The sequence below is a fragment of the Pseudomonas sp. 22490 genome, assembly GCF_052044465.1.
GTDB lineage: Bacteria > Pseudomonadota > Gammaproteobacteria > Pseudomonadales > Pseudomonadaceae > Pseudomonas > Pseudomonas aeruginosa.
In genome coordinates this window covers 239,290-257,019 of record NZ_JBQENS010000003.1, presented here as the reverse complement: position 1 = coordinate 257,019, position 17,730 = coordinate 239,290, and the positions used below count along the sequence as shown (strand labels likewise).

At 68.6% G+C, this 17,730-nt stretch carries 18 protein-coding genes; 8 read left to right on the top strand and 10 right to left on the bottom strand.

Annotated features, from left to right (window positions below; translation table 11 throughout):
* Positions 1-202: 202 nt before the first annotated feature.
* From ACTJJX_RS05245 to ACTJJX_RS05225, 5 genes are all read left to right on the top strand, one after another.
* Positions 203-1,006, top strand: a complete 804-nt coding sequence (locus tag ACTJJX_RS05245; protein WP_016852691.1) for a TatD family hydrolase — start codon at positions 203-205, stop codon at positions 1,004-1,006.
* A 138-nt stretch (positions 1,007-1,144) separates the two neighbouring features.
* Entirely contained in the window at positions 1,145-2,617 is a 1,473-nt protein-coding gene (locus ACTJJX_RS05240; protein WP_016852690.1) for a methyl-accepting chemotaxis protein, read from the top strand.
* 125 nt (positions 2,618-2,742) lie between these two features.
* Positions 2,743-3,102: an Mpo1-like protein gene (locus ACTJJX_RS05235; RefSeq protein WP_003101677.1), complete on the top strand. Its 360-nt coding sequence runs from the start codon at positions 2,743-2,745 to the stop codon at positions 3,100-3,102.
* 86 nt (positions 3,103-3,188) lie between these two features.
* A complete protein-coding gene (locus tag ACTJJX_RS05230) occupies positions 3,189-3,677 on the top strand; it encodes a molybdopterin-dependent oxidoreductase (RefSeq protein ID WP_016852689.1) in 489 nt (162 codons plus the stop codon).
* Between the two features lie 9 nt (positions 3,678-3,686).
* Positions 3,687-5,264 (top strand): GGDEF domain-containing protein, encoded by a 1,578-nt coding sequence (locus ACTJJX_RS05225; RefSeq protein ID WP_003119859.1) that lies wholly within the window; start codon positions 3,687-3,689, stop codon positions 5,262-5,264.
* A gap of 8 nt (positions 5,265-5,272) precedes the next feature.
* On the opposite strand, the gene ACTJJX_RS05220 is transcribed toward ACTJJX_RS05225, so the two are convergent.
* The 7 genes from ACTJJX_RS05220 to ACTJJX_RS05190 form a co-directional block, all read right to left on the bottom strand.
* Positions 5,273-6,070, bottom strand: coding sequence for an acyl-CoA thioesterase (locus tag ACTJJX_RS05220; RefSeq protein WP_003090970.1), 798 nt, complete (start codon positions 6,068-6,070; stop codon positions 5,273-5,275).
* Positions 6,071-6,150: 80 nt separating this feature from the next.
* Entirely contained in the window at positions 6,151-6,921 is a 771-nt protein-coding gene (locus tag ACTJJX_RS05215; protein WP_003117634.1) for a CHAD domain-containing protein, read from the bottom strand.
* Entirely contained in the window at positions 6,918-8,924 is a 2,007-nt protein-coding gene (tgpA, locus tag ACTJJX_RS05210) for a protein-glutamine gamma-glutamyltransferase TgpA (protein WP_016852688.1), read from the bottom strand. The genes ACTJJX_RS05215 and tgpA overlap by 4 nt, the downstream gene beginning before the upstream one ends.
* The gene (locus ACTJJX_RS05205) at positions 8,921-9,874 is read right to left on the bottom strand and encodes a DUF58 domain-containing protein (protein WP_014602736.1); all 954 of its coding nucleotides are present in this window, start codon (positions 9,872-9,874) and stop codon (positions 8,921-8,923) included. Before ACTJJX_RS05205 ends, tgpA begins: the two co-directional genes overlap by 4 nt.
* Positions 9,874-10,791, bottom strand: a complete 918-nt coding sequence (locus tag ACTJJX_RS05200; RefSeq protein ID WP_003090974.1) for an AAA family ATPase — start codon at positions 10,789-10,791, stop codon at positions 9,874-9,876. The genes ACTJJX_RS05205 and ACTJJX_RS05200 overlap by 1 nt, the downstream gene beginning before the upstream one ends.
* Before the next feature lie 229 nt (positions 10,792-11,020).
* A complete protein-coding gene (gene pyrF, locus ACTJJX_RS05195; RefSeq protein WP_003090975.1) occupies positions 11,021-11,719 on the bottom strand; it encodes an orotidine-5'-phosphate decarboxylase in 699 nt (232 codons plus the stop codon).
* A 96-nt stretch (positions 11,720-11,815) separates the two neighbouring features.
* A complete protein-coding gene (locus tag ACTJJX_RS05190) occupies positions 11,816-12,709 on the bottom strand; it encodes a LysR family transcriptional regulator (protein ID WP_014602735.1) in 894 nt (297 codons plus the stop codon).
* 45 nt (positions 12,710-12,754) lie between these two features.
* Here ACTJJX_RS05190 and ACTJJX_RS05185 point away from each other — a divergent pair, with 45 nt between their 5' ends.
* Complete coding sequence (locus tag ACTJJX_RS05185) at positions 12,755-13,396, top strand: DUF924 family protein (RefSeq protein ID WP_016852687.1); 642 nt, start codon at positions 12,755-12,757, stop codon at positions 13,394-13,396.
* A gap of 22 nt (positions 13,397-13,418) precedes the next feature.
* On the opposite strand, the gene ACTJJX_RS05180 is transcribed toward ACTJJX_RS05185, so the two are convergent.
* On the bottom strand, positions 13,419-14,309 hold the full coding sequence (locus tag ACTJJX_RS05180) for a LysR family transcriptional regulator (RefSeq protein ID WP_003090978.1): 891 nt from the start codon (positions 14,307-14,309) through the stop codon (positions 13,419-13,421).
* Positions 14,310-14,400: 91 nt separating this feature from the next.
* Here ACTJJX_RS05180 and ACTJJX_RS05175 point away from each other — a divergent pair, with 91 nt between their 5' ends.
* Positions 14,401-14,871: a multidrug/biocide efflux PACE transporter gene (locus tag ACTJJX_RS05175; protein ID WP_003101714.1), complete on the top strand. Its 471-nt coding sequence runs from the start codon at positions 14,401-14,403 to the stop codon at positions 14,869-14,871.
* Positions 14,872-14,879: 8 nt separating this feature from the next.
* Here the strand turns inward: ACTJJX_RS05175 and ACTJJX_RS05170 are convergent, their stop codons facing one another.
* Both ACTJJX_RS05170 and ACTJJX_RS05165 read right to left on the bottom strand, forming a co-directional pair.
* Entirely contained in the window at positions 14,880-15,791 is a 912-nt protein-coding gene (locus ACTJJX_RS05170; RefSeq protein WP_440781896.1) for a response regulator, read from the bottom strand.
* A 1-nt stretch (position 15,792) separates the two neighbouring features.
* Positions 15,793-17,094: a sensor histidine kinase gene (locus ACTJJX_RS05165; RefSeq protein WP_320535445.1), complete on the bottom strand. Its 1,302-nt coding sequence runs from the start codon at positions 17,092-17,094 to the stop codon at positions 15,793-15,795.
* 236 nt (positions 17,095-17,330) lie between these two features.
* Here ACTJJX_RS05165 and ACTJJX_RS05160 point away from each other — a divergent pair, with 236 nt between their 5' ends.
* Positions 17,331-17,498 (top strand): DUF2897 family protein, encoded by a 168-nt coding sequence (locus ACTJJX_RS05160; protein ID WP_003090984.1) that lies wholly within the window; start codon positions 17,331-17,333, stop codon positions 17,496-17,498.
* Positions 17,499-17,730 lie beyond the last annotated feature (232 nt).

Here is a 17,730-nt window from a genome sequence, read left to right as displayed (position 1 = left end):
GGATCAATCAGAGCATGGCAGTCTTGGCAAGTTCCTCTCCGACAGCGGCTGCAAACGGAGGCATTGGGTAGATAATCCGGGCGCCGAAGAACCCGATCTGCGATTATAACGGATTGTTCTACAAGCGGTTTGCCACCCATCCCCCGGCGGGTCCGGCGCGATCGAGGGGGCGCCGCCTCGCTGCGAATTCCAGGAAGGCACCATGCAACTCATCGATATCGGCGTCAATCTGACCCACGCCAGCTTCGCCCCGGAACGTGAAGCACTGCTCGCCCGCGCGCGCGCCGCCGGGGTGGTGCAGATGGTGATCACCGGCACCAGCCTGGCCGACAGCGAACAGGCGCTGCAGCTCTGCGGCGAACTCGACGAGGGCGGCCGGCTGTTTACCACCGCCGGCGTCCACCCCCACGAGGCCAGCCACTGGAACGGCGACACCGCTCGCGGCCTGCGCGCCCTGTTCGACGACCAGCGGGTACGCGCGGTGGGCGAATGCGGTCTCGACTTCAATCGCGACTTCTCTCCTCGTCCGGCCCAGGAAAAGGCCCTGGAGGAACAACTGGCACTGGCCGTCGAGCTACAGCGTCCGGTGTTCCTCCACGAACGCGACGCCAGCGAGCGCCTGCTGGCGATCCTGCACGACTTCCGCGATCGCCTGCCGGCCGCCGTCGTACATTGTTTCACCGGCGAGCGCCGGGCGCTGTATGGCTACCTCGACCTCGACCTGCACATCGGTATCACCGGCTGGATCAACGACGAGCGCCGCGGCACCCACCTGCATGATCTGGTAGGCGAGATCCCGGTCGGCCGTCTCATGCTGGAAAGCGACGCGCCCTACCTGCTGCCGCGCAGCCTGCGGCCGAAGCCGAAGAACGGGCGCAACGAACCGGCCTACCTGGTCGAGGTGCTCGACTGCGTGGCCCGCCATCGCGGCGAGAGCGCGGAGCGCCTGGCCGCTCACACCAGCGCCGCGGCGCGGGCGTTCTTCGGCCTGCCGACGATCGACTGAGATCGCCCTCAAGCTCCCGGCGGATCGGCCGCTAAGCTGACGAACGGTCTCGTTGACCCGCATCAACGATTGCCCCTTACTCAGCTTTCAAGATAATGGCGCCTTGCCATTAGCTTGCCGATAAGAAGAAATCCCCCTATGGGCACCTGGATCAGCGACATTCCACTGAAATACAAGTTCTGGGCCGTCAACGCGGTGGCCTTCTTCACCACCCTGCTGCTGGTGTTGTTCGCCATGCAGCAGGAAGCCGCCGGGCGCAACGCTTCCGCCCAGCGCGCCGCCGCCGCCGAGGGCGAGCTGGTTCAGAGCTGGCCGGCGGGCAGCGCCCTGCCCGCCCGCAGCAACCTGCTGCCGCTGGAACAGGCCGCGAGCCTGGGCGGCACCGCTGCCCAGGCGCTGGGCAAGGGGCAGGGTTGGATCGAGTTGTCCGGCGCGCGCCAGGGCGATACCCCGCTACTCGGCGCCTGGGTCGGCCAGACCGGCTCCGGCCAGCGCTTCGCCGTGCTTGCCCCGGCCAGCGACCTGTGGCAGGTCTTCGCCGACCGGGCCGGCGCTTACGCCGTCGCCGTGCTGGTGCTGATGCTGGCGCTGCTGGCGGCCTCGCAACTGCTGATCCGCTTCATCCTCACCCACCTGCATACCCTCAAGGACGTGATGCTGCACGTCGAGAAGAGCGGCGACCTGTCCGCTCGCGTACCGCTGCAGGGACGCGACGAAGTCGGCCAGATGGCCAGCGCCTTCAACGCCATGCAGGCCGGCTACCAGCGCATCGTCAGCACCGTCGCCGCGGCCGCTACCAAGCTCGACGAAGGCGCCCAGGCGCTGGCCCGCAGCATGGGCCAGGTACGCCAGGGCATGCTCGGCCAGCAGAGCGAGACCGACCAGACCGCCACCGCGATCAACGAGATGTCCACCACGGTCTTCCATATCGCCCAGCACGCTGCCGACACCCGTGACCAGTCGCAGGAAGCCGACCGCCTGGCCGGCGCCGGCCAGCAGGCGGTGAGCCGGGTCAGCGCGTCGATCGCCGGGTTGTCCCAGGGCGTCCAGGACACCGCCGAGATGATCCAGAAGCTGGCCGAGGACAGCCAGAAGATCAGCGGCGTGGTCAACGTGATCCACGGCATCGCCGAACAGACCAACCTGCTTGCCCTCAACGCCGCCATCGAGGCCGCGCGGGCCGGGGAAATGGGCCGCGGCTTCGCCGTGGTGGCCGATGAGGTGCGCAACCTCGCCCGTCGCGTGCAGGACTCCACCGACGAGATCACCCAGATGATCCTCGCCCTGCAGTCGGGCACCCGCGACGCCGTGGAGTTCATGCAGGAAAGCTCGCTCAAGGCCGACGGTTGCGTCAGCCAGGCCGGCGACGCCGGCGAGGCGCTGGCGGCGATCGCCAACGCGGTGGCGCAGATGCGCGAAAGCAACACGCAGATCGCCGTCGCCGCCGAACAGCAGAGCCAGGTCGCGGAAGAGATGACCCGTTCGGTGGTGGGCATCCGCGACGTCACCGAACTCACCGTGCAGCAGACCGTCGAGTCGGCGGCCACCAGCCAGCAACTGGTCGACCTGGCGGGCGATCTGACCCGCGCCATCGGCCAGCTACGCCTCTGATCCGCAGGCGCACCTGCCTATCGCCCGGATAGGCAGGAATCATTCGCCGCGCTACCGCACCCCGCCTAGACTCGACGACATGTAACGACCCGCCTCGCGGGTCGCCGTCACGGAGTACCGAGAACATGGGCAAACGTCATCCCAACCTGCTCGCCTGGCAATGGCGCGGCTATGCCGCCAACCACCGCAACCCGACCAACCTGGTCCTGCACCTGATCGCCGTGCCGCTGTTCATCGTCGCTGCGATCCTGCTGCTCGGCGGCCTGTTCGGCCTGGACCTGCTGCAGGTGGTACTCGGTGTCATCGGCATCGGCGCCGGCCTGGCGATCCAGGCCAAGGGACACGCGCTGGAGGAACAGGCACCCGAGCCATTCAGCGATCGGCGCGACGCTGTCAGTCGCCTGCTCGTCGAGCAGTTCGTCACCTTCCCCCGCTTCGTCCTCAGCGGCGCCTGGTGGCGGGCTTGGCGCGAACGGCATAAGTGACAGTTCGTCCGGGATTTTGCACAGCCCTTCAGTTTTAGCGCGACGCTGCCGATATAATCGACGGAATCCTGTCGTGGACCGACAACATGCCGTCAATGCGTCAATTAATCGTCTTTTCCTGTTGCCTGGGGCTGCCTCTTGCCCAGGCCGCGGAACCCGTGCCGCTGGGCGGACGTCCGATCGTCACCCTGCAGCGGTCCGGCGACGCTCCCGTACGGCTGACCCTGTCCGACCTCGAAGCCCTGCCCAGCGAGACCCTGGAAGCCCAGCTCCCCGGCGAGGCCAACGCCCGCTGGCAAGGCGTGCGCCTCAGCCTGTTGCTGCGCCACCTGGACCTGGCGCCGCCCAAGCGCCTGCGCGTGCTGGCGCTGAACGATTACTCGGCGATCATCCCGTACAGCGACCTCGACAGCTACCAGCCCATCCTCGCCTATCGCCGCAACGGCGCCTACATGGCGATCCGCGAACGCGGACCGCTTTTCATCATCTACCCGATGGCCCGCTATCCTGAGTTGAGAAACCAGGTCTACTACAACCGTACCGTCTGGCAGGTCAGCTCCATCACTCTTGAGTAAGTAACGGACATGACTGTGCCGCTGCTCGATCCGACAAAGCTGCGCCGGCAACGCCAGATCATGGGGCTGTTGCTCGGCCTGGTGCTGCTCATGGCGCTGATCGCCGGGGCTGCGCTGTGGCTGGCGGTGCGCCAGGCCCAGCAACTGGCCCAGCCGAACCTGCACAACGAGCTGTGGCAGACCTACTCGCTGCGCGCCGAACTGGATCGCACGCTGGACGCCGCGCGGCACACCGAGAGCGGCGAAGGCCAAGCCGACGACCTGGCGATCCGTCTCGAAGTCCTCGCCAGCCTGATCGCGCCGCTGCGCCGCCAGTCGTTGTTCAGGCATCTCGCCGAACCGCGTCCGGAGGTACAGGCCACCCTGCAACGCCTGATCGAGCTCAGCGATCGCTGGTCGAACCAGGCCCCCTGGGGCGATCCCGTCGCCGCGCGCCGCCTGGCCGCGGAGATCGTCCAGCAGGTTCCGCCCTTGCTCGAACCGACCCACCAGATCGTCGTTGCCAGCAACATCGCCCTGACCAACCAGTTGGACGTCGACCGCAAGCGCCTGCACCGGGCGTTCTACGCGTTGTTCTGGGCGCTGCTCGGGATCGGTGCCGGCGGTGCCCTGCTGGTGCTGCGCCTGGTCACCGACTTCAAACGCGCACAGCAACTGGCCGGGCATCTGATCGAGCTTAACGCCACCCTGGAGAAACGCGTCGGCGAGCGCACCCGCCAGCTCAGCGAAGGCAAGGCGCTGCTGCATTTCATCCTCGAGGCCAGCCCGAGCGACGTGGTCCTGCTCAGCGCCTGCGGCGCCAGCATCCATTACGTCAGCCCACGCCTGCTCAAGCGCCTGGGTTGCCAGGCCCAGGACGACTTCAACCTGCCCCGGCTGTTCGCCAGCACCAGCGAATACAGCCGCCTGCAGAACGCCCTGGAGGCGCGCGGCCAGGTGGATGGCTGGGAAGCCCAGCTATGCGGGGAAACGCCTTGCTGGGCGGTGATCTGCGCGCGCCACCTGGAAATCGACGGCGAGCCGGCGACCCTGATCTGGTGCTACGACATCAGCCGGCGCAAGGCCATGGAGCAGGAACTGCGCCTGCTGGCCAGCACCGATACCCTGACCGGCCTGCACAACCGCCACTCGTTCCTGCACCAGGCGGAACTCATGCTCAAGGCCGCCGAACGCTTCCGCCACCCCTGCGTGGCGCTGATGCTGGACATCGACCACTTCAAGAACATCAACGACAGCCACGGCCACCTGACCGGCGACCGCGCCCTGCAACGTGTCGCCGAGACCCTGCGCCAGGGCCTGCGCGAGGTGGACCTGCTCGGTCGCCTGGGCGGCGAGGAATTCGCCGCGCTGCTTCCAGAGGTCAGCCTGGACCAGGCGCTGGACGTCGCCGAACGGCTGCGCGCCGGCGTCGAGGCGCTACGGGTGAACAATCCCGACGGCGAACCGCTGCGGATGACCGTGAGCATCGGCGTCGCCCTGCGCAGGGACGCCGGGGACGACCTGGAAAGCCTGCTGGTGCGCGCCGACAGCGCGCTCTACCAGGCCAAGAGCGGCGGGCGCAACCGCACCGAGTACGCGCCCGCCTGACATGCGCCTCAGCCGAACACCGTGACCATCTGCCGGCTGATCGCCAGCAACTGGCCGTCGGCGCTCCACATCCGCGCCGCCACGTGGCCGTAGCCGTCGCGCGCCTCCTCGATCTCCGCCAGGTAACGGCACCAGTCGCCGCTGCCCTGCTGCGGCAGCGGCTGGAGGAACTCGGCGGTCCAGGTCAGCGAGCTGGCCATCGCCGGGGTGCCCAGGTGCGGCAACAGCGCCGGCGGCCAGGAGTCGAGCAGCGCCAGCAGGTGGGAAACCTCCATGGGCTCTCCCTCGGGTTCGTCGCGGAAACGCATCCAGCCGCCCATCTGGCGCGACTTGTTCGAAGAGAACGGCAGGCCGCCCACTGCCCAGCGCATGGCGATGTAGCGAGTGAACTCCGGGGTCACGTTACGGATATAGGGCAGCTCCTGGCTCTCTTCGGGGCCCTTCATCCCGGCCGCCGGCAACGCTTCCACCGCCACCGCCGACGCGCGGGCGACGCCGAAACTGGCCTGGACCAGCGTCACCACCTGCTCGCCCTGACGGACCTCGACCTGTACCTGGCTCACCGCCTTGCCCTCGCGCAACAACCGGGCGCTGAAGCTCGCCGGCTGCTCGGGGGCCAGCGGTCCGACGAAGCTGACGCCGATGGAGCGCAACGGACGCCCCGCCTCGACCACCGCAAGCATGGCCTCGTAGGCCAACGCCACCACCAGGCCACCGAAGGTGGCGCGGCCCTGGCCCCAACTGGCCGGTACTACCACCGAGGAAGGGTCGCGGCGGACCGCCTGGATCAATTCGGAAAAATTCATGTGTGCCTCGCGAGGGGATTCGAGGGCCCATCTTAGGCGAGGCGATCCTTGGGAAAAAGCCGATCGGAATACCGGCGGCCTCAGTGCTCGGCAAGCGCCTGCTGCAATGTCGACAGGGCCCGTCCGGCACGCTCCCGGGCCAGTTCGAAGCGTGCCGTCCAGACCTCGCGCACGGGCGCCAGGTCCGGCTCGCGCTGGCATCGCAACAGCCACTGTTCGAGGTCGTGCCAATCGCCCAGCGCCGACTGGGCCGCCTTGAGCGGCGCCAGCAGCGAGCCGGGAATGCTGCAATCGTGCGGATAGGCCTCCAGCCCGTAGCGCACGCGCTTGATCCGCAGCCGTAGCGGGTGCCAGTGCTCGTAGGTGGTGTCCGCCAGCTCGGCGCGCAGGGTCTTCCATTGCCGGCGCAGGCGCTTGCGCACCCGGCCGTGCAGGCCATCCAGCACGGCATGCCGCTGGGCCGTACGCAACAGGGCCGGCCAGACGTCCAGGCAAAGCTGCAGGCGGTGCAGCGGCTGGCTGGCGAGAACCGCCACGTAGCCGGACTCCAGCACCGGCCGGCGCACCGCCAGCGCATCCCGCAGCCCTTCGGCGGCGAGCGCCGGCAGCAGCACCTCCAGGTCGCGGATCGGCCCGCTGAGCCGCCCGACCTCGGCGGCGGCATGCTCCAGCTCCTCGACGCCGGGGACTCCGCGGATCGGCCGCAGCAGGCTGCGCAGACGGCGCAGGGCGATGCGCAGGTCGTGCAGTGCCTCGCCATCCGTGCGCGCCTCCAGGCGGGCGACCGCCGACATCAACGCCACCTGCTGGCCGATCACCTCGGCCAGCAGTTCATCGATGAACCCCGTCATGCCTGCTCCTCTCCCCGGCCATCCCGCGTGGGCGCGCGCACCAGGCGCCAGGGCAGCGCCCGGCGCAATGCGCGCAGACGCAACCCTGGATCATCGGCACCGCCGTGTCCATAGCGTTGCGCTTCGAACGCGCCGACGAAGGCCGCGATGGCTGGCGCCTGCGCCGGCAGGACGCGGGCGGCGCGCTCGCCGTAGGAGCGTAGCCCTTCGCCGGGGGAACGGCGCAGGCCATGCATTTCCAGCAGGCGTTCGAAGCGGCGCAGTTGGCGGCTGCGCAGATCGCCACGGCCTTGCCAGGGCTTGAGCAGGAACAGCGCGAGCAGACCGACCGACAATATCGCCGCGGCACCGAGCAACAGACCCAGTCGGGTCGGATCGAGCCCGCCGAACCAGCGCTGCAGGAAGGCGCCCTGCTGCTCACCCTGGTAGGCCAGGACCCAGCGTTGCCAGCCATAGTTCAGGCTGTCCCAGGCCAGACGCATGTCGTTGAGCCAGGGCAGGCCAAGGTAGCGCAACGGCGACAGCGGTGCGTCGGCGAGGTACTCGCTGTCCCCGGCCAGGGCCTGCTCCAGCCCCTGTTCGATCCGTTCGGGCGCCACCTGGTAGGTCGGGTCGACGCTCAGCCAGCCCTGCTCCGGCTGCCAGTATTCGACCCAGGCGTGGGCGTCGAACTGATGCACCAGCAGGTAGTTGCCCGCCGGATTCAGCTCGCCGCCCTGGTAGCCGGCCACCACTCGCGCAGGAATGCCCGCGGCGCGCAGGACGAAAGCCATCGCCCCGGCGTAATGCGCGCAGAAGCCGCTGCGCGTGTCGAACAGGAAATCGTCCACCCCGTCGGCACCGGTCGCTGGCGGTTTCAGGGTGTAGGCGAAGGGCTCGCGGTTGAAGCGCTGCAACAGGGCCGCGACCAGTGCCTGCGGTTGCGCATGGGCCTGGCGCAGTTGCTCGGCCAGGGCGCGCGCGCGCGGATTGCCGTGCATCGGCAACTGCAGGTTGCGCCAGCGCATGCGCGGATCGATGCTGGACTCGCGCAGCGCCTGTGGCCAGGAACTGGCTCGGTAGAACAGACGTTGCTCGACCGGCTGCCGCCGCTGCAGGTGGAAATCGCTCATCAGGCGCGTGTCGGTCTGGTCGGTCTGCGCCACGTCGAGGGCGAACAGCCAGGGCTGCGAACTGGGCTGCATGATCACGTCGTAGCGCAGCTCGGGGCCACGCTTCTGCCAGTGCACAGCATCCTCGCCCGACCATTGCGGCACCTGAGCCCAACGTCGTCCGTCGAAACGCTCCATGGTCAAGGCGCGCCAGTAGAGCTGCTCGCGCGGCGGCGGTGCGCCCTCGAAGCGGACCCGGAACGCCAGTTCGGCGGAGCGCCCAAGCTCGGCGATATCCCCTGGCGCCATGCTCTCCGAGAGTCCGGTGACCCCCTTGTTGCCGGGCATCGGCAACGACCACAGCGGCCCCAGGCGGGGGAAGAACAGGAACAGCAGGAGCATCAGCGGCAGCGCCTGCAGCAACAGCCCGCCGGCCAGCCGCAGGGTCGGCCAGGGCCGGCTGGCGAAAGCGCTCTGCTGCAAGCCGATCAGCGCCGCCAGCAACGCGGTCACCGGCAGCAGGCTGTACAGCGCGGCGAGGAAACCGTCGTCGAACAGGTAGCCCACCACCACTGCGAAGAAACCGAGGAACACCAGTACCAGCGCATCGCGGCGGGTCTTCATTTCCACCAGCTTGAGGATGAACGCGGCGATCAGCAGCACCGCCCCCGCGTCCAGGCCCACCAGGCTGCCGCGCGACAACCAGACCCCGGCCCCGGCGAGCAGCGCCAGGGCCAGCTTGACCCAGGCGCGCGGATAGCCGGCACGCATGCGGAAGACCTGCACCCGCCAGGCCGCGCAACCGAGCCACATGGCCGCGATCCACAGCGGCATGTAGGCCAGGTGCGGCAGGATCACCAGTACCTGCGCCACCAGCAGCCAGACCAGCGCGACCCGCGGAATCGCGTTCATCGCGCCGCTCCGAACAACGCCAGCGCACGCAGGCAGGCCTCGCGCTGGGCCTCGCCGCTGGCCGGTTGCAGGCGTGTGCCGGGCAGCGCCAGGCCATAGGGCTGCTGCCGCGAGGAGAGTTCCAGGACTGCATGGCACAAGCGGCCCAGGCGACTTTCGAGATCCCCGCCGAGGCGCTCGAATTCCAGCCACAGGTCTTCCCCGCCGAGCGCGGCGAAGTCCTTCACCAGCAGCCCCTGGCCACGGGAAAACGCCTTCCAATGCAGGCGCCGCCGCGAGTCGCCCGGCTGGTAGGCGCGCAGTCCCTGGTAGTCGTCGACGCCCGCGCTCGCCAGCGCGCGCCCCTGGTCCTCGGCATCCTCCGCGCCCGGCGCGAGGAACGGCTCGCCGGCCTGCGGCCGAGGGTAGACCAGCGCCTGCTGGCGCAGGTCGACCCAGCTCCAGGCCACCAGCAGGCCGAGGGGAAAGCGACTCTCCACCCGCAGGCGCCCCGGCCGCAGCCAGCCGCGTCGCTCGGTCGGGTGGAACAGCAGCACCTCGGCAGCCGCGTCGCCTGCCAGGTCGGCGTATTCCAGCGGCCGCTCCGGCCAGCCGACGGCGATGGCCTGGCGCGCCCGCCGCGGGCTTTCCAGGCGCACCCGGAAACCGGCGCGCTCGCCGGCGAACACCGGGTCCGCTCCCAACGCGGTGAGGCGCAGGCCGGCAAGGTTGCGATAGGTATGGAGGATGGTCACCACGCCCAGGGACAGCAGCAGGAAGGTCAACCCGTAGGCCAGGCTGTTCTGGTAGTTGATCGCCGCCAGCAGCATCACCAGCAGCGCCAGGCCGAAAGCGCCGCCCTGGCGGGTCGGCAGGATGAATACGCGGCGCTGGTTCAGCTCGACGCTGCTCGCCGGCGGTATCCGCCGGTTCAGCCAGCGCTGCCAGCGCGGCCAGTTGCGCAGGCGCATCAGAGCGCCGGGACTTCGCGCAACAGCCATTGCACCAGCGCGCCGCCACCGTGCCCGGTGGGGTCCGCCTGGTCGCGCAGGCGATGCCCGGCGACCGCCGGCAACACCGCCTGGACGTCTTCCGGAATCACATAGTCGCGTCCCGCCAGCAGCGCCCAGGCACGCGCCGCGGCGAGCAACGCCAGGCTACCGCGCGGCGACAGGCCGAGGGCGAAGGCCGGCTGCGTGCGGGTCGCTTCGACCAGGCGCAGCACGTAGTCCACCAGCGCATCGCTGGCGCGGACCTTCGGCACTTCGGCCTGGAAAGCGGCCAGCGCCGCGTGGTCGAGCAAGGGTTCCAGGCGCGGCAGCAGATCGCGCCGGGCTTCGCCGAGCAACAGCGAGCGTTCCGCCGCGCGTCCGGGGTAGCCCAGCGACAGGCGCATCAGGAAGCGATCCAGCTGCGATTCCGGCAGGGAGAAGGTGCCGCCCTGGCTGGCCGGGTTCTGCGTGGCGATGACGAAGAACGGTTCCGGCAAGGGCCGGGTGGCGCCCTCGATGGTCACCTGGCCTTCTTCCATCGCCTCGAGCAAGGCGCTCTGGCTTTTCGGCGTGGCGCGATTGATCTCGTCGGCAAGCACCAGTTCGGCGAAGATCGGCCCGGGATGGAAGACGAATTGCCCGCTGTCCTTGTCGAACACCGAGGTACCGAGGATATCGCCCGGCAGCAGGTCCGAGGTGAACTGGATGCGCTGGAAACTGAGCCCGAGCACCCGCGCCAGGGCATGGCTGAGGGTGGTCTTGCCCATCCCCGGCAGGTCTTCGATCAACAGGTGCCCACGGGCCAGCAGGCAGGCCAGGGCCAGGCGCACCTGGCGGTCCTTGCCCAGGAGAATCTCATCGACCGCCTTCAGGCAGGCTTCCAGGGTGTTCAGCATCCCGACCTCGCGTTTCCGGGGAAAACAGCGATCCTACTGGCCTGGGGCCAGCCGGCAAGGCACTTGCAATTTTTCCTCACGAAACTGTGAAACCGTTGCCACCGGTACTTGCCGGAGTGCCCGCTACAAGCCTAGACGCTGGGGAGGGACAGGCGCGGATGATGCCTGCGCCAGTCCGGCTCGACACGGCGCGCGACGGTCGCCGACGGCAGGCGTGGGGGAAGCCGCCTCAGCCCAGTTCGGCGACGATCGCCGCCAGCGCCTTGGCCGGGTCGGCGGCCTGGCTGATCGGCCGGCCGATCACCAGGTAATCGGAGCCGGCGTCCAGGGCCTGGCGCGGGGTGAGGATGCGCCGCTGGTCGTCCTGGGCGCTGCCGGCCGGGCGGATGCCCGGCGTGACCAGTTGCAGGCCCGGATGGGCGGCCTTCAGCGCCGGCGCTTCCTGGGCCGAGCAGACCAGGCCGTCCATGCCGGCCTTCTGCGCCAGGGCGGCGAGGCGCAACACCTGCTCCTGGGGCTCGATGTCGAGGCCGATGCCCGCCAGGTCCTCGCGCTCCATGCTGGTCAGCACGGTCACGCCGATGAGCAACGGCCTGGGCCCGCTGAAGGCCTCCAGCGTCTCGCGGCAGGCGGCCATCATGCGCAGGCCGCCGGAGCAGTGCACGTTGACCATCCACACGCCCATCTCGGCGGCGGCCTTCACCGCCATCGCCGTGGTGTTCGGGATGTCGTGGAATTTCAGGTCGAGGAACACCTCGAAGCCCTTGCCACGCAAGGTCTCGACTATACCCGCGGCACAACTGGTGAAGAGTTCCTTGCCGACCTTCACCCGGCACAGTTTCGGGTCCAGCTGATCGGCCAGCGCCAGGGCGGCCTCACGGGTGGGGAAATCCAGGGCGACGATGATGGGGGACTGGCAGGCGGACATGGGCTCTCTCGCGGCGAATCGAAAACGGCGCGCATTGTCGCAGAATCCGGCCGTTTGCCGTAGCCCGGAACGCGCCGGGGAGATGAACGTCGTGGACTAGAGGCGGGCGCGGAGCAGTTGCTCCAGCCAGTCGACGAATGCCCTGACCCGCCGCGACAGATGCCGCCGGTGCGGATACAGGGCGTACGCCGGCATCGCTTCGGCCCGCCACTGCGGCAGCACCTCGCGCAGCTCGCCGCGTTGGAGGTGCTCGCGCACGTCGTAGGCAGGGATCTGGATCAGGCCCAGTCCGGACAGGCAGCAGGCGATGTAGCTTTCCGCGTTGTTCACCGTGACCCGGCTGCGCAACGCGCGGGTCAGGGTGCGCCCATCCTCGCGGTACTCCCAGGGCAACACCCGGCCGCTGCTGGGCGAGGCATAGTTGATCGCCCAGTGCCGGTCGAGGTCGGCTGGCGTCCGTGGCTCGCCATGCTCTTCCAGGTAGGCGGGACTGGCGCAATTGACCAGTTGCATCTCGCCGAGGCGTCGCGCCACCAGGCTGCTGTTGCCCAACTGGCCGACCCGCAGGACGCAGTCGACGCCCTCCTGCACCAGGTCCACCGAACGGTCGCTGGAGCCCAGTTCCAGTTCGATGTCCGGATGCTGGCGGAAGAATTCCGGCAGCGCCGGGGCGATCAGCAGTCGCGCCACCCGGCTCGGCACGTCGACCTTGAGCCGGCCGCTGGCGCGGCTGCCGTCGTGGAACAGGCTCTCCAGCTCCTCCATGTCTTCCAGCAGGTGGCGGCAACGCTCCAGCACCACGCTGCCGTCGTGGGTCAGCTGGACCTGCCGGGTGGTGCGATGCAGCAGCCGGCTGCCGAGTTGCGCTTCGAGCTGCTGGACCGCCGCCGAGACCGTCGCCCGCGGCATGTCCAGCAGATCCGCGGCCTTGGTGAAGCTGCCGGTTTCGGCAACGCGCAGGAACACGCGCATGCTGTCCAGACGATCCATGGGCAGGCCCCTTCTCTCTATTCGGGATGGCTGGACAGTCTATCCATGCCACCCACGTTTATCCAAAGAACCCGGACCAATAGCCTGGAGTCCCTACTCTACTTCCTGGATCCGCAGATGCCCCATGCAGCGCTTTTGCCTCCTCCCAGCGCGTCCCCGCTGCCGGAAGTGGTCGGTTTCTGGCGCGATGCCGGCCCTACCCTCTGGTTCGCCAGGAACGCCGATTTCGACCGGCGCTTCCGCGAGCGCTTCGCCCACCTCTACGAGCTTGCCTGCGCCAACGCTCTGCGCCCGGCTGCCGGTGAAGCCGAGGACCATCTCGGCCTGCTGTTGCTGCTCGACCAGTACCCGCGCAACGCCTTCCGTGGAACCCCGCGCATGTACGCCAGCGACGCCCAAGCGCGGCGCTGGGCGGAGCGGGCTCTGGGACAAGGCCTCGACCGCCAGGTCGGGGACGCGCTGCGGCTGTTCTTCTACCTGCCGTTCGCCCATGCCGAGAACCTTGCCGACCAGGATCGCTCGGTAGCGCTGAACCACGGACTCGGCCAGCCCTTCCTCGCCAACGCTCGTGAGCATCGCGAGATCATCCGTCGCTTCGGGCGCTTTCCCCATCGCAATCCGATCCTCGGTCGCCCGTCCAGCGCCGAGGAACTCGCCTTCCTCGCCGCCGGCGGCTTCGCCGGCTGAACCGGGGCTCAGCCGGCCCTCCCTAGATAGGCAGGTCGCGATCCAGCAAGCGGTCCAGCAACCAGTTGGCCGCCGGTCCCAACGGCCGCTGCCGCGACCAGACCACGTCCACCGCCTGGCTGCGCGGCCAGCCGGACACCGGCAACTCCTTCAGCCGTCCGTTGGCGTAGCCGCTGACCAGCCAGCGCGGCAGCTCGGCCCAACCGAAGCCGTGGGTGGCCATTTCCAGCAGCAACAGGTAGTTGGGCGCCGACCAGCAGCGCCCGCCGCTGGACGGCAGGCCGTCGTTGATCGCCGCGCCGGTCTCGCTATAGGTGTTCAGGCGCAGCAGACGCCATTCGGAAAGGTCGCGCTCGCTGACCCGCTCCAGACCCGCCAGCGGATGGTCGACGGCGGCGAACAGGCCGAACTCGGCACGCTCGGCGACCGCCGCCACGCCCAGCTCCGGCGGGTAGTGCGGCTGCGCGGCGAGCAGGCCGAGGGTGGCGCGGCCGCGGCTGACCTGGGCGATCACGTCCTGGTCCTCGGCGATCAGGCATTCGAACTCCAGCTCAGGGTAACGCTCGTCCAGTTCGGCCAGGCGCGCCTCGTAGCGCGCCGAATGGTAGGTGTCGGATAGCGCCAGGGTCACCCGTGGCTCCGAGCCGCCGGCGAGCAGCGCGGCGACCCGGCGCAGGCGGTCGGATGCGCCGAGGACCTCCTCGACCCGTCCCAGCAGGGTGCGCCCGGCCTCGGTCAGTTGCGGCTGGCGGCCACTGCGATCGAAGAGTTCCAGGCCGAGGTCGATCTCCAGCCGGGCAATGGCCTCGCTGACGGTCGACTGGCTCTTGCCCAGCTTGCGCGCGGCGGCGCTGAAGGAGCCGAGGGAAACGGCCTGGACGAAGGCCTCGAGGGATTCGGGCGACAAATGCATATCGGTTTTTCCGATGGTATCCAACTTAACCCTATCCCAAAGACCGATGACAATACAGCCCGACTTCAACGACGAACCGGGAGCGTTCGCCATGACCCACACCCACACCGCCCTCGACAAGACTCTCAAGGAGCGGATCTTCCACGCCCTGGCCTTCGAGGGCCTGGCCGTCCTCCTCACCGCGCCGGTGCTGTCGCTGGTGATGAACAAGCCACTGGCGCACATGGGTGCGCTGACGCTGATGTTCTCCACCGTGGCGATGCTCTGGAACATGCTCTTCAACAGCCTCTTCGACCGCGCCCAGCGGCGCATGGGCTTCCAGCGCACCCTGCAGGTCCGGGTGCTGCATGCGATGCTCTTCGAGCTGGGCCTGATCGTGGTGCTGGTACCGCTGGCCGCCTGGTGGCTGTCAATCGGACTGGTCGAGGCGTTCCTCCTCGACATGGGCCTGATCCTGTTCTTCCTGCCCTACACCATGGCCTTCAACTGGAGCTACGACGTCCTCCGCGCACGCCTGGTGGAAAGCCGCCAGGCCAAGGCCGCCGGTTGCGACGCCGGCTAGGCCGGCGTTCAGGCCGTCAGCCGCTCGCGCAGGCGGCCGAGCATGCCGAGCAGGCTGCCGACCCGTTCCTTCTCGCGCTCGTCGCGCGGCACCTCGGCCAGCCGGTCGACCTCCGGCAGGCTTCGCCCGCGCCACAGCAAGGCCTGCTCGGCGGCCGCCTTCAGGCCTTTCTCGAACAATCCCCTGCGGATCGGCTTGGGCAGGTAGCGGAATATCTGCGCCTGGTTGATCAGTTCGAGCAGGGCCTGGGTGTCGCGGAACGGCGTAACCACCAGGCTGAGCAGGCGCGGATGGGCCTGGGCCAGGGATTTCAGCAGCGGCGCGGTATGCTCCCCGGCCAGCTTCAGGTCGCTGACCAGCACCTCCACCGGTTCGGTGTTCAGCCACACCAGCGCCTCGGCCAGGTTGCGCGCGCGCAGCAGGCGATGCCCGCCGGCATGGCAGAAGGCCCCGACGCAGTCCAGGGTTTCCGGGTCGTCGTCGAGCAGCAGCACGCTCAGCGGCGCCGCCAGCGTGGCCGCGGGCGGCGCCAGCAGGCCCTGGCGGCTGGCGATCTCCGCCGCCTGGCGCAGGGTGAAGGCCATTTCCTGGGGATTCCAGGGCTTGGTCAGGTAGCGGAAGATGCCACCGTCGTTGAGCGCGTCGACGGCGGCATCGAGGTCGGAATAGCCGGTGAGGAGAATCCGCAGGGTCTCCGGATAGCGCTCGCGAGCCTGCGCCAGCAGTTCGGCGCCGCTCATCTGCGGCATGCGCTGGTCGCTGACCAGCACCTGTATCCGTTCCGTCTTCAGGCGCTCCAGGGCGCGCCGCGGGTCGCTCTCGGTGAGCACCTCGTAATGGCGGCGGAACTGCATGGCCAGGCTGCGCAGGATGCGCTCCTCGTCATCGACGAAGAGAATGCGGACGGGAGATGGGCTCATGTCAGGCGCTCCGTTTCAGTTCGCGGGCCTGCTCTCGCGGCAGGCTGATGAGGAAGCGGGTTCCGCGGCCCGGTTCGGAGGCCACGCGGATGGTCCCGCCATGTTGCTGGATGATCTTGTAGCTGATCGACAGGCCGAGCCCGGTGCCCTGCCCCACCGGCTTGGTGGTGAAGAACGGGTCGAAGATCCGGCCGAGGACCTCGGCGGGCATGCCCTTGCCGTTGTCCTGCACGGAGAGGAACACCTGGCGCTCGTCGGCCCAGCTCTTCAGCAGGATGCGGCCGAAACGCTCCATGGCCTGCGCGGCGTTGGTCAGCAGGTTCAGCAGCACCTGGTTGATCTGCGACGGCGCGCAGGCGATAAGCGGCAGCTCGCCGAGCTGGCTGCTGATCTCGGCCTTGTCCTTGATGGCGGTGCGGGCGATCAGCACGGCGTTGCGCACGCAGTCGTTGAGGTCGACCTCCTCGCTGAAGGCGCGGTCCAGGCGGGCGAAGTCCTTGAGCCCGGAAACCAGCTCGCCGATCTGGCCGAGGCCGTAGCGGGTATCGACGAACAACTGCCGCAGGTCCTCGCGCAACTGTTCGACGGCGGCTTCGCGGCGCACCGCGTCGGCCGCCTGCAGCGCCTGCGCCAGGCGCGCTTCGTCGCACTGCGGGTCGCCCAGGCAGTCGACCAGCGCCACCTGGGCATCGGCCAGGCGCAACAAGGGATCGCTCAGCTCCTCCAGCAGCGCCAGGTTGTTGCCGACATAGCCGAGCGGCGTGTTCAGCTCGTGTGCGACCCCGGCCACCATCTGCCCGAGCGAAGCCATCTTTTCCGACTGCACCAGTTGCGCCTGGGACTCCTTGAGGTCCACCAGCGCCTTGCGCAACACCCGGTTGCGCTGGGCGATGCGCGCCTCCATGGCCTTCAGCAGGTCGAGCACGGTGCCCAGGCCACGGTAGCGGCCCTCTTCGTCGACCAGGGCGAAGTCCTCGGTGATCGGATACTGCAGGCGACCGGTGACCTGCTGCGCCGCCTCTTCCAGGCTGGAGCCGAGGGAGACGCTGAGGGGCGCCCGGTTCATGACGTCGCGCACCGGATGGCGGCCCCAGAGGTCGCGGCCGAAACGCTGCATGAAGATGTCCTGGAGGGTGTAGCGGCTGACCAGGCCGAGGACCCGGCGCTCGTCGTCGACCACCGGCAGCGAGAGGAAGGCACGGTGCTCCGGCATCAGCAGGCGGTCGGCGACGTCGCTGATGCTCATCGCCGGAGTCAGGGGTTCCACCGGGCGCAACAGACGGGACAACGCGCTCGGAGACATCGGCAACCTCTCGCTGGCAGGCCCGGACGGGGCAATGAAGGGATACCCGCCAGTTAAGCAATGTCAGATTGCCAACATGTGACAGGCATCACGCCGACCAGGCTCAGCGCTTTCTCCGCCCGCAACTTCCAAGCGCCGCCGGGAGTCTCAACCACAGGACCTCGCGCCGGAACGTTGCCTGACAGAAAGGCAAACCCGGCGTATGGTGAACATTCATATCGATGAGGGAGAACAACATGCCCTGGTACGCCTGGTTGATCATCGTCCTCGCCCTGGGCTCCATCGTCGGCGGACTCCTGCTGCTGCGCGACTCGGCGAAGAAGCTGCCGTTGAGCGAGGAACAGCTCAAACGCATCCATGAACGCAACGCCGAGCTGGACGCGCAGGAGGCGAAGGACCGCTGAACCTATTGGCCTGCCGGCGGGTCACTAGGTCTCGTAGGAAAACCCCGGCGGGCGAAAAACCGGCGAGGCGAAGGCTCGCGGGGCGGAGTCATGCGGGCCGCGCGTGGTTTTTCCTGCGCAACCTGGGGTTCGTTCCCCGTATGTTTCCCTCTGGCAGAAGGTTCGTTCCTTGCGCTTTTCCCATCCGCGGGTCGAAATGCCTTTAGAATCCCTCCTTTAAACGGGAGGCTGC

Bases quoted from the DNA above. Each gene is read 5' to 3' on its own strand.
- ACTJJX_RS05200 (WP_003090974.1), bottom strand. From the start codon at position 10,791: ATGCTGAACACCCTGGAAGCCTGCCTGAAGGCGGTCGATGAGATTCTC.
- ACTJJX_RS05180 (WP_003090978.1), bottom strand. From the start codon at position 14,309: ATGCATTTGTCGCCCGAATCCCTCGAGGCCTTCGTCCAGGCCGTTTCC.
- ACTJJX_RS05240 (WP_016852690.1), top strand. From the start codon at position 1,145: ATGGGCACCTGGATCAGCGACATTCCACTGAAATACAAGTTCTGGGCC.
- ACTJJX_RS05170 (WP_440781896.1), bottom strand. From the start codon at position 15,791: ATGAGCCCATCTCCCGTCCGCATTCTCTTCGTCGATGACGAGGAGCGC.
- tgpA (WP_016852688.1), bottom strand. From the start codon at position 8,924: ATGAACGCGATTCCGCGGGTCGCGCTGGTCTGGCTGCTGGTGGCGCAG.
- ACTJJX_RS05225 (WP_003119859.1), top strand. From the start codon at position 3,687: ATGACTGTGCCGCTGCTCGATCCGACAAAGCTGCGCCGGCAACGCCAG.
- ACTJJX_RS05230 (WP_016852689.1), top strand. From the start codon at position 3,189: ATGCCGTCAATGCGTCAATTAATCGTCTTTTCCTGTTGCCTGGGGCTG.
- ACTJJX_RS05185 (WP_016852687.1), top strand. From the start codon at position 12,755: ATGCCACCCACGTTTATCCAAAGAACCCGGACCAATAGCCTGGAGTCC.
- ACTJJX_RS05235 (WP_003101677.1), top strand. From the start codon at position 2,743: ATGGGCAAACGTCATCCCAACCTGCTCGCCTGGCAATGGCGCGGCTAT.
- ACTJJX_RS05245 (WP_016852691.1), top strand. From the start codon at position 203: ATGCAACTCATCGATATCGGCGTCAATCTGACCCACGCCAGCTTCGCC.
- ACTJJX_RS05175 (WP_003101714.1), top strand. From the start codon at position 14,401: ATGACCCACACCCACACCGCCCTCGACAAGACTCTCAAGGAGCGGATC.
- ACTJJX_RS05205 (WP_014602736.1), bottom strand. From the start codon at position 9,874: ATGCGCCTGCGCAACTGGCCGCGCTGGCAGCGCTGGCTGAACCGGCGG.
- ACTJJX_RS05160 (WP_003090984.1), top strand. From the start codon at position 17,331: ATGCCCTGGTACGCCTGGTTGATCATCGTCCTCGCCCTGGGCTCCATC.
- ACTJJX_RS05220 (WP_003090970.1), bottom strand. From the start codon at position 6,070: ATGAATTTTTCCGAATTGATCCAGGCGGTCCGCCGCGACCCTTCCTCG.
- ACTJJX_RS05190 (WP_014602735.1), bottom strand. From the start codon at position 12,709: ATGGATCGTCTGGACAGCATGCGCGTGTTCCTGCGCGTTGCCGAAACC.
- ACTJJX_RS05165 (WP_320535445.1), bottom strand. From the start codon at position 17,094: ATGTCTCCGAGCGCGTTGTCCCGTCTGTTGCGCCCGGTGGAACCCCTG.
- ACTJJX_RS05215 (WP_003117634.1), bottom strand. From the start codon at position 6,921: ATGACGGGGTTCATCGATGAACTGCTGGCCGAGGTGATCGGCCAGCAG.
- pyrF (WP_003090975.1), bottom strand. From the start codon at position 11,719: ATGTCCGCCTGCCAGTCCCCCATCATCGTCGCCCTGGATTTCCCCACC.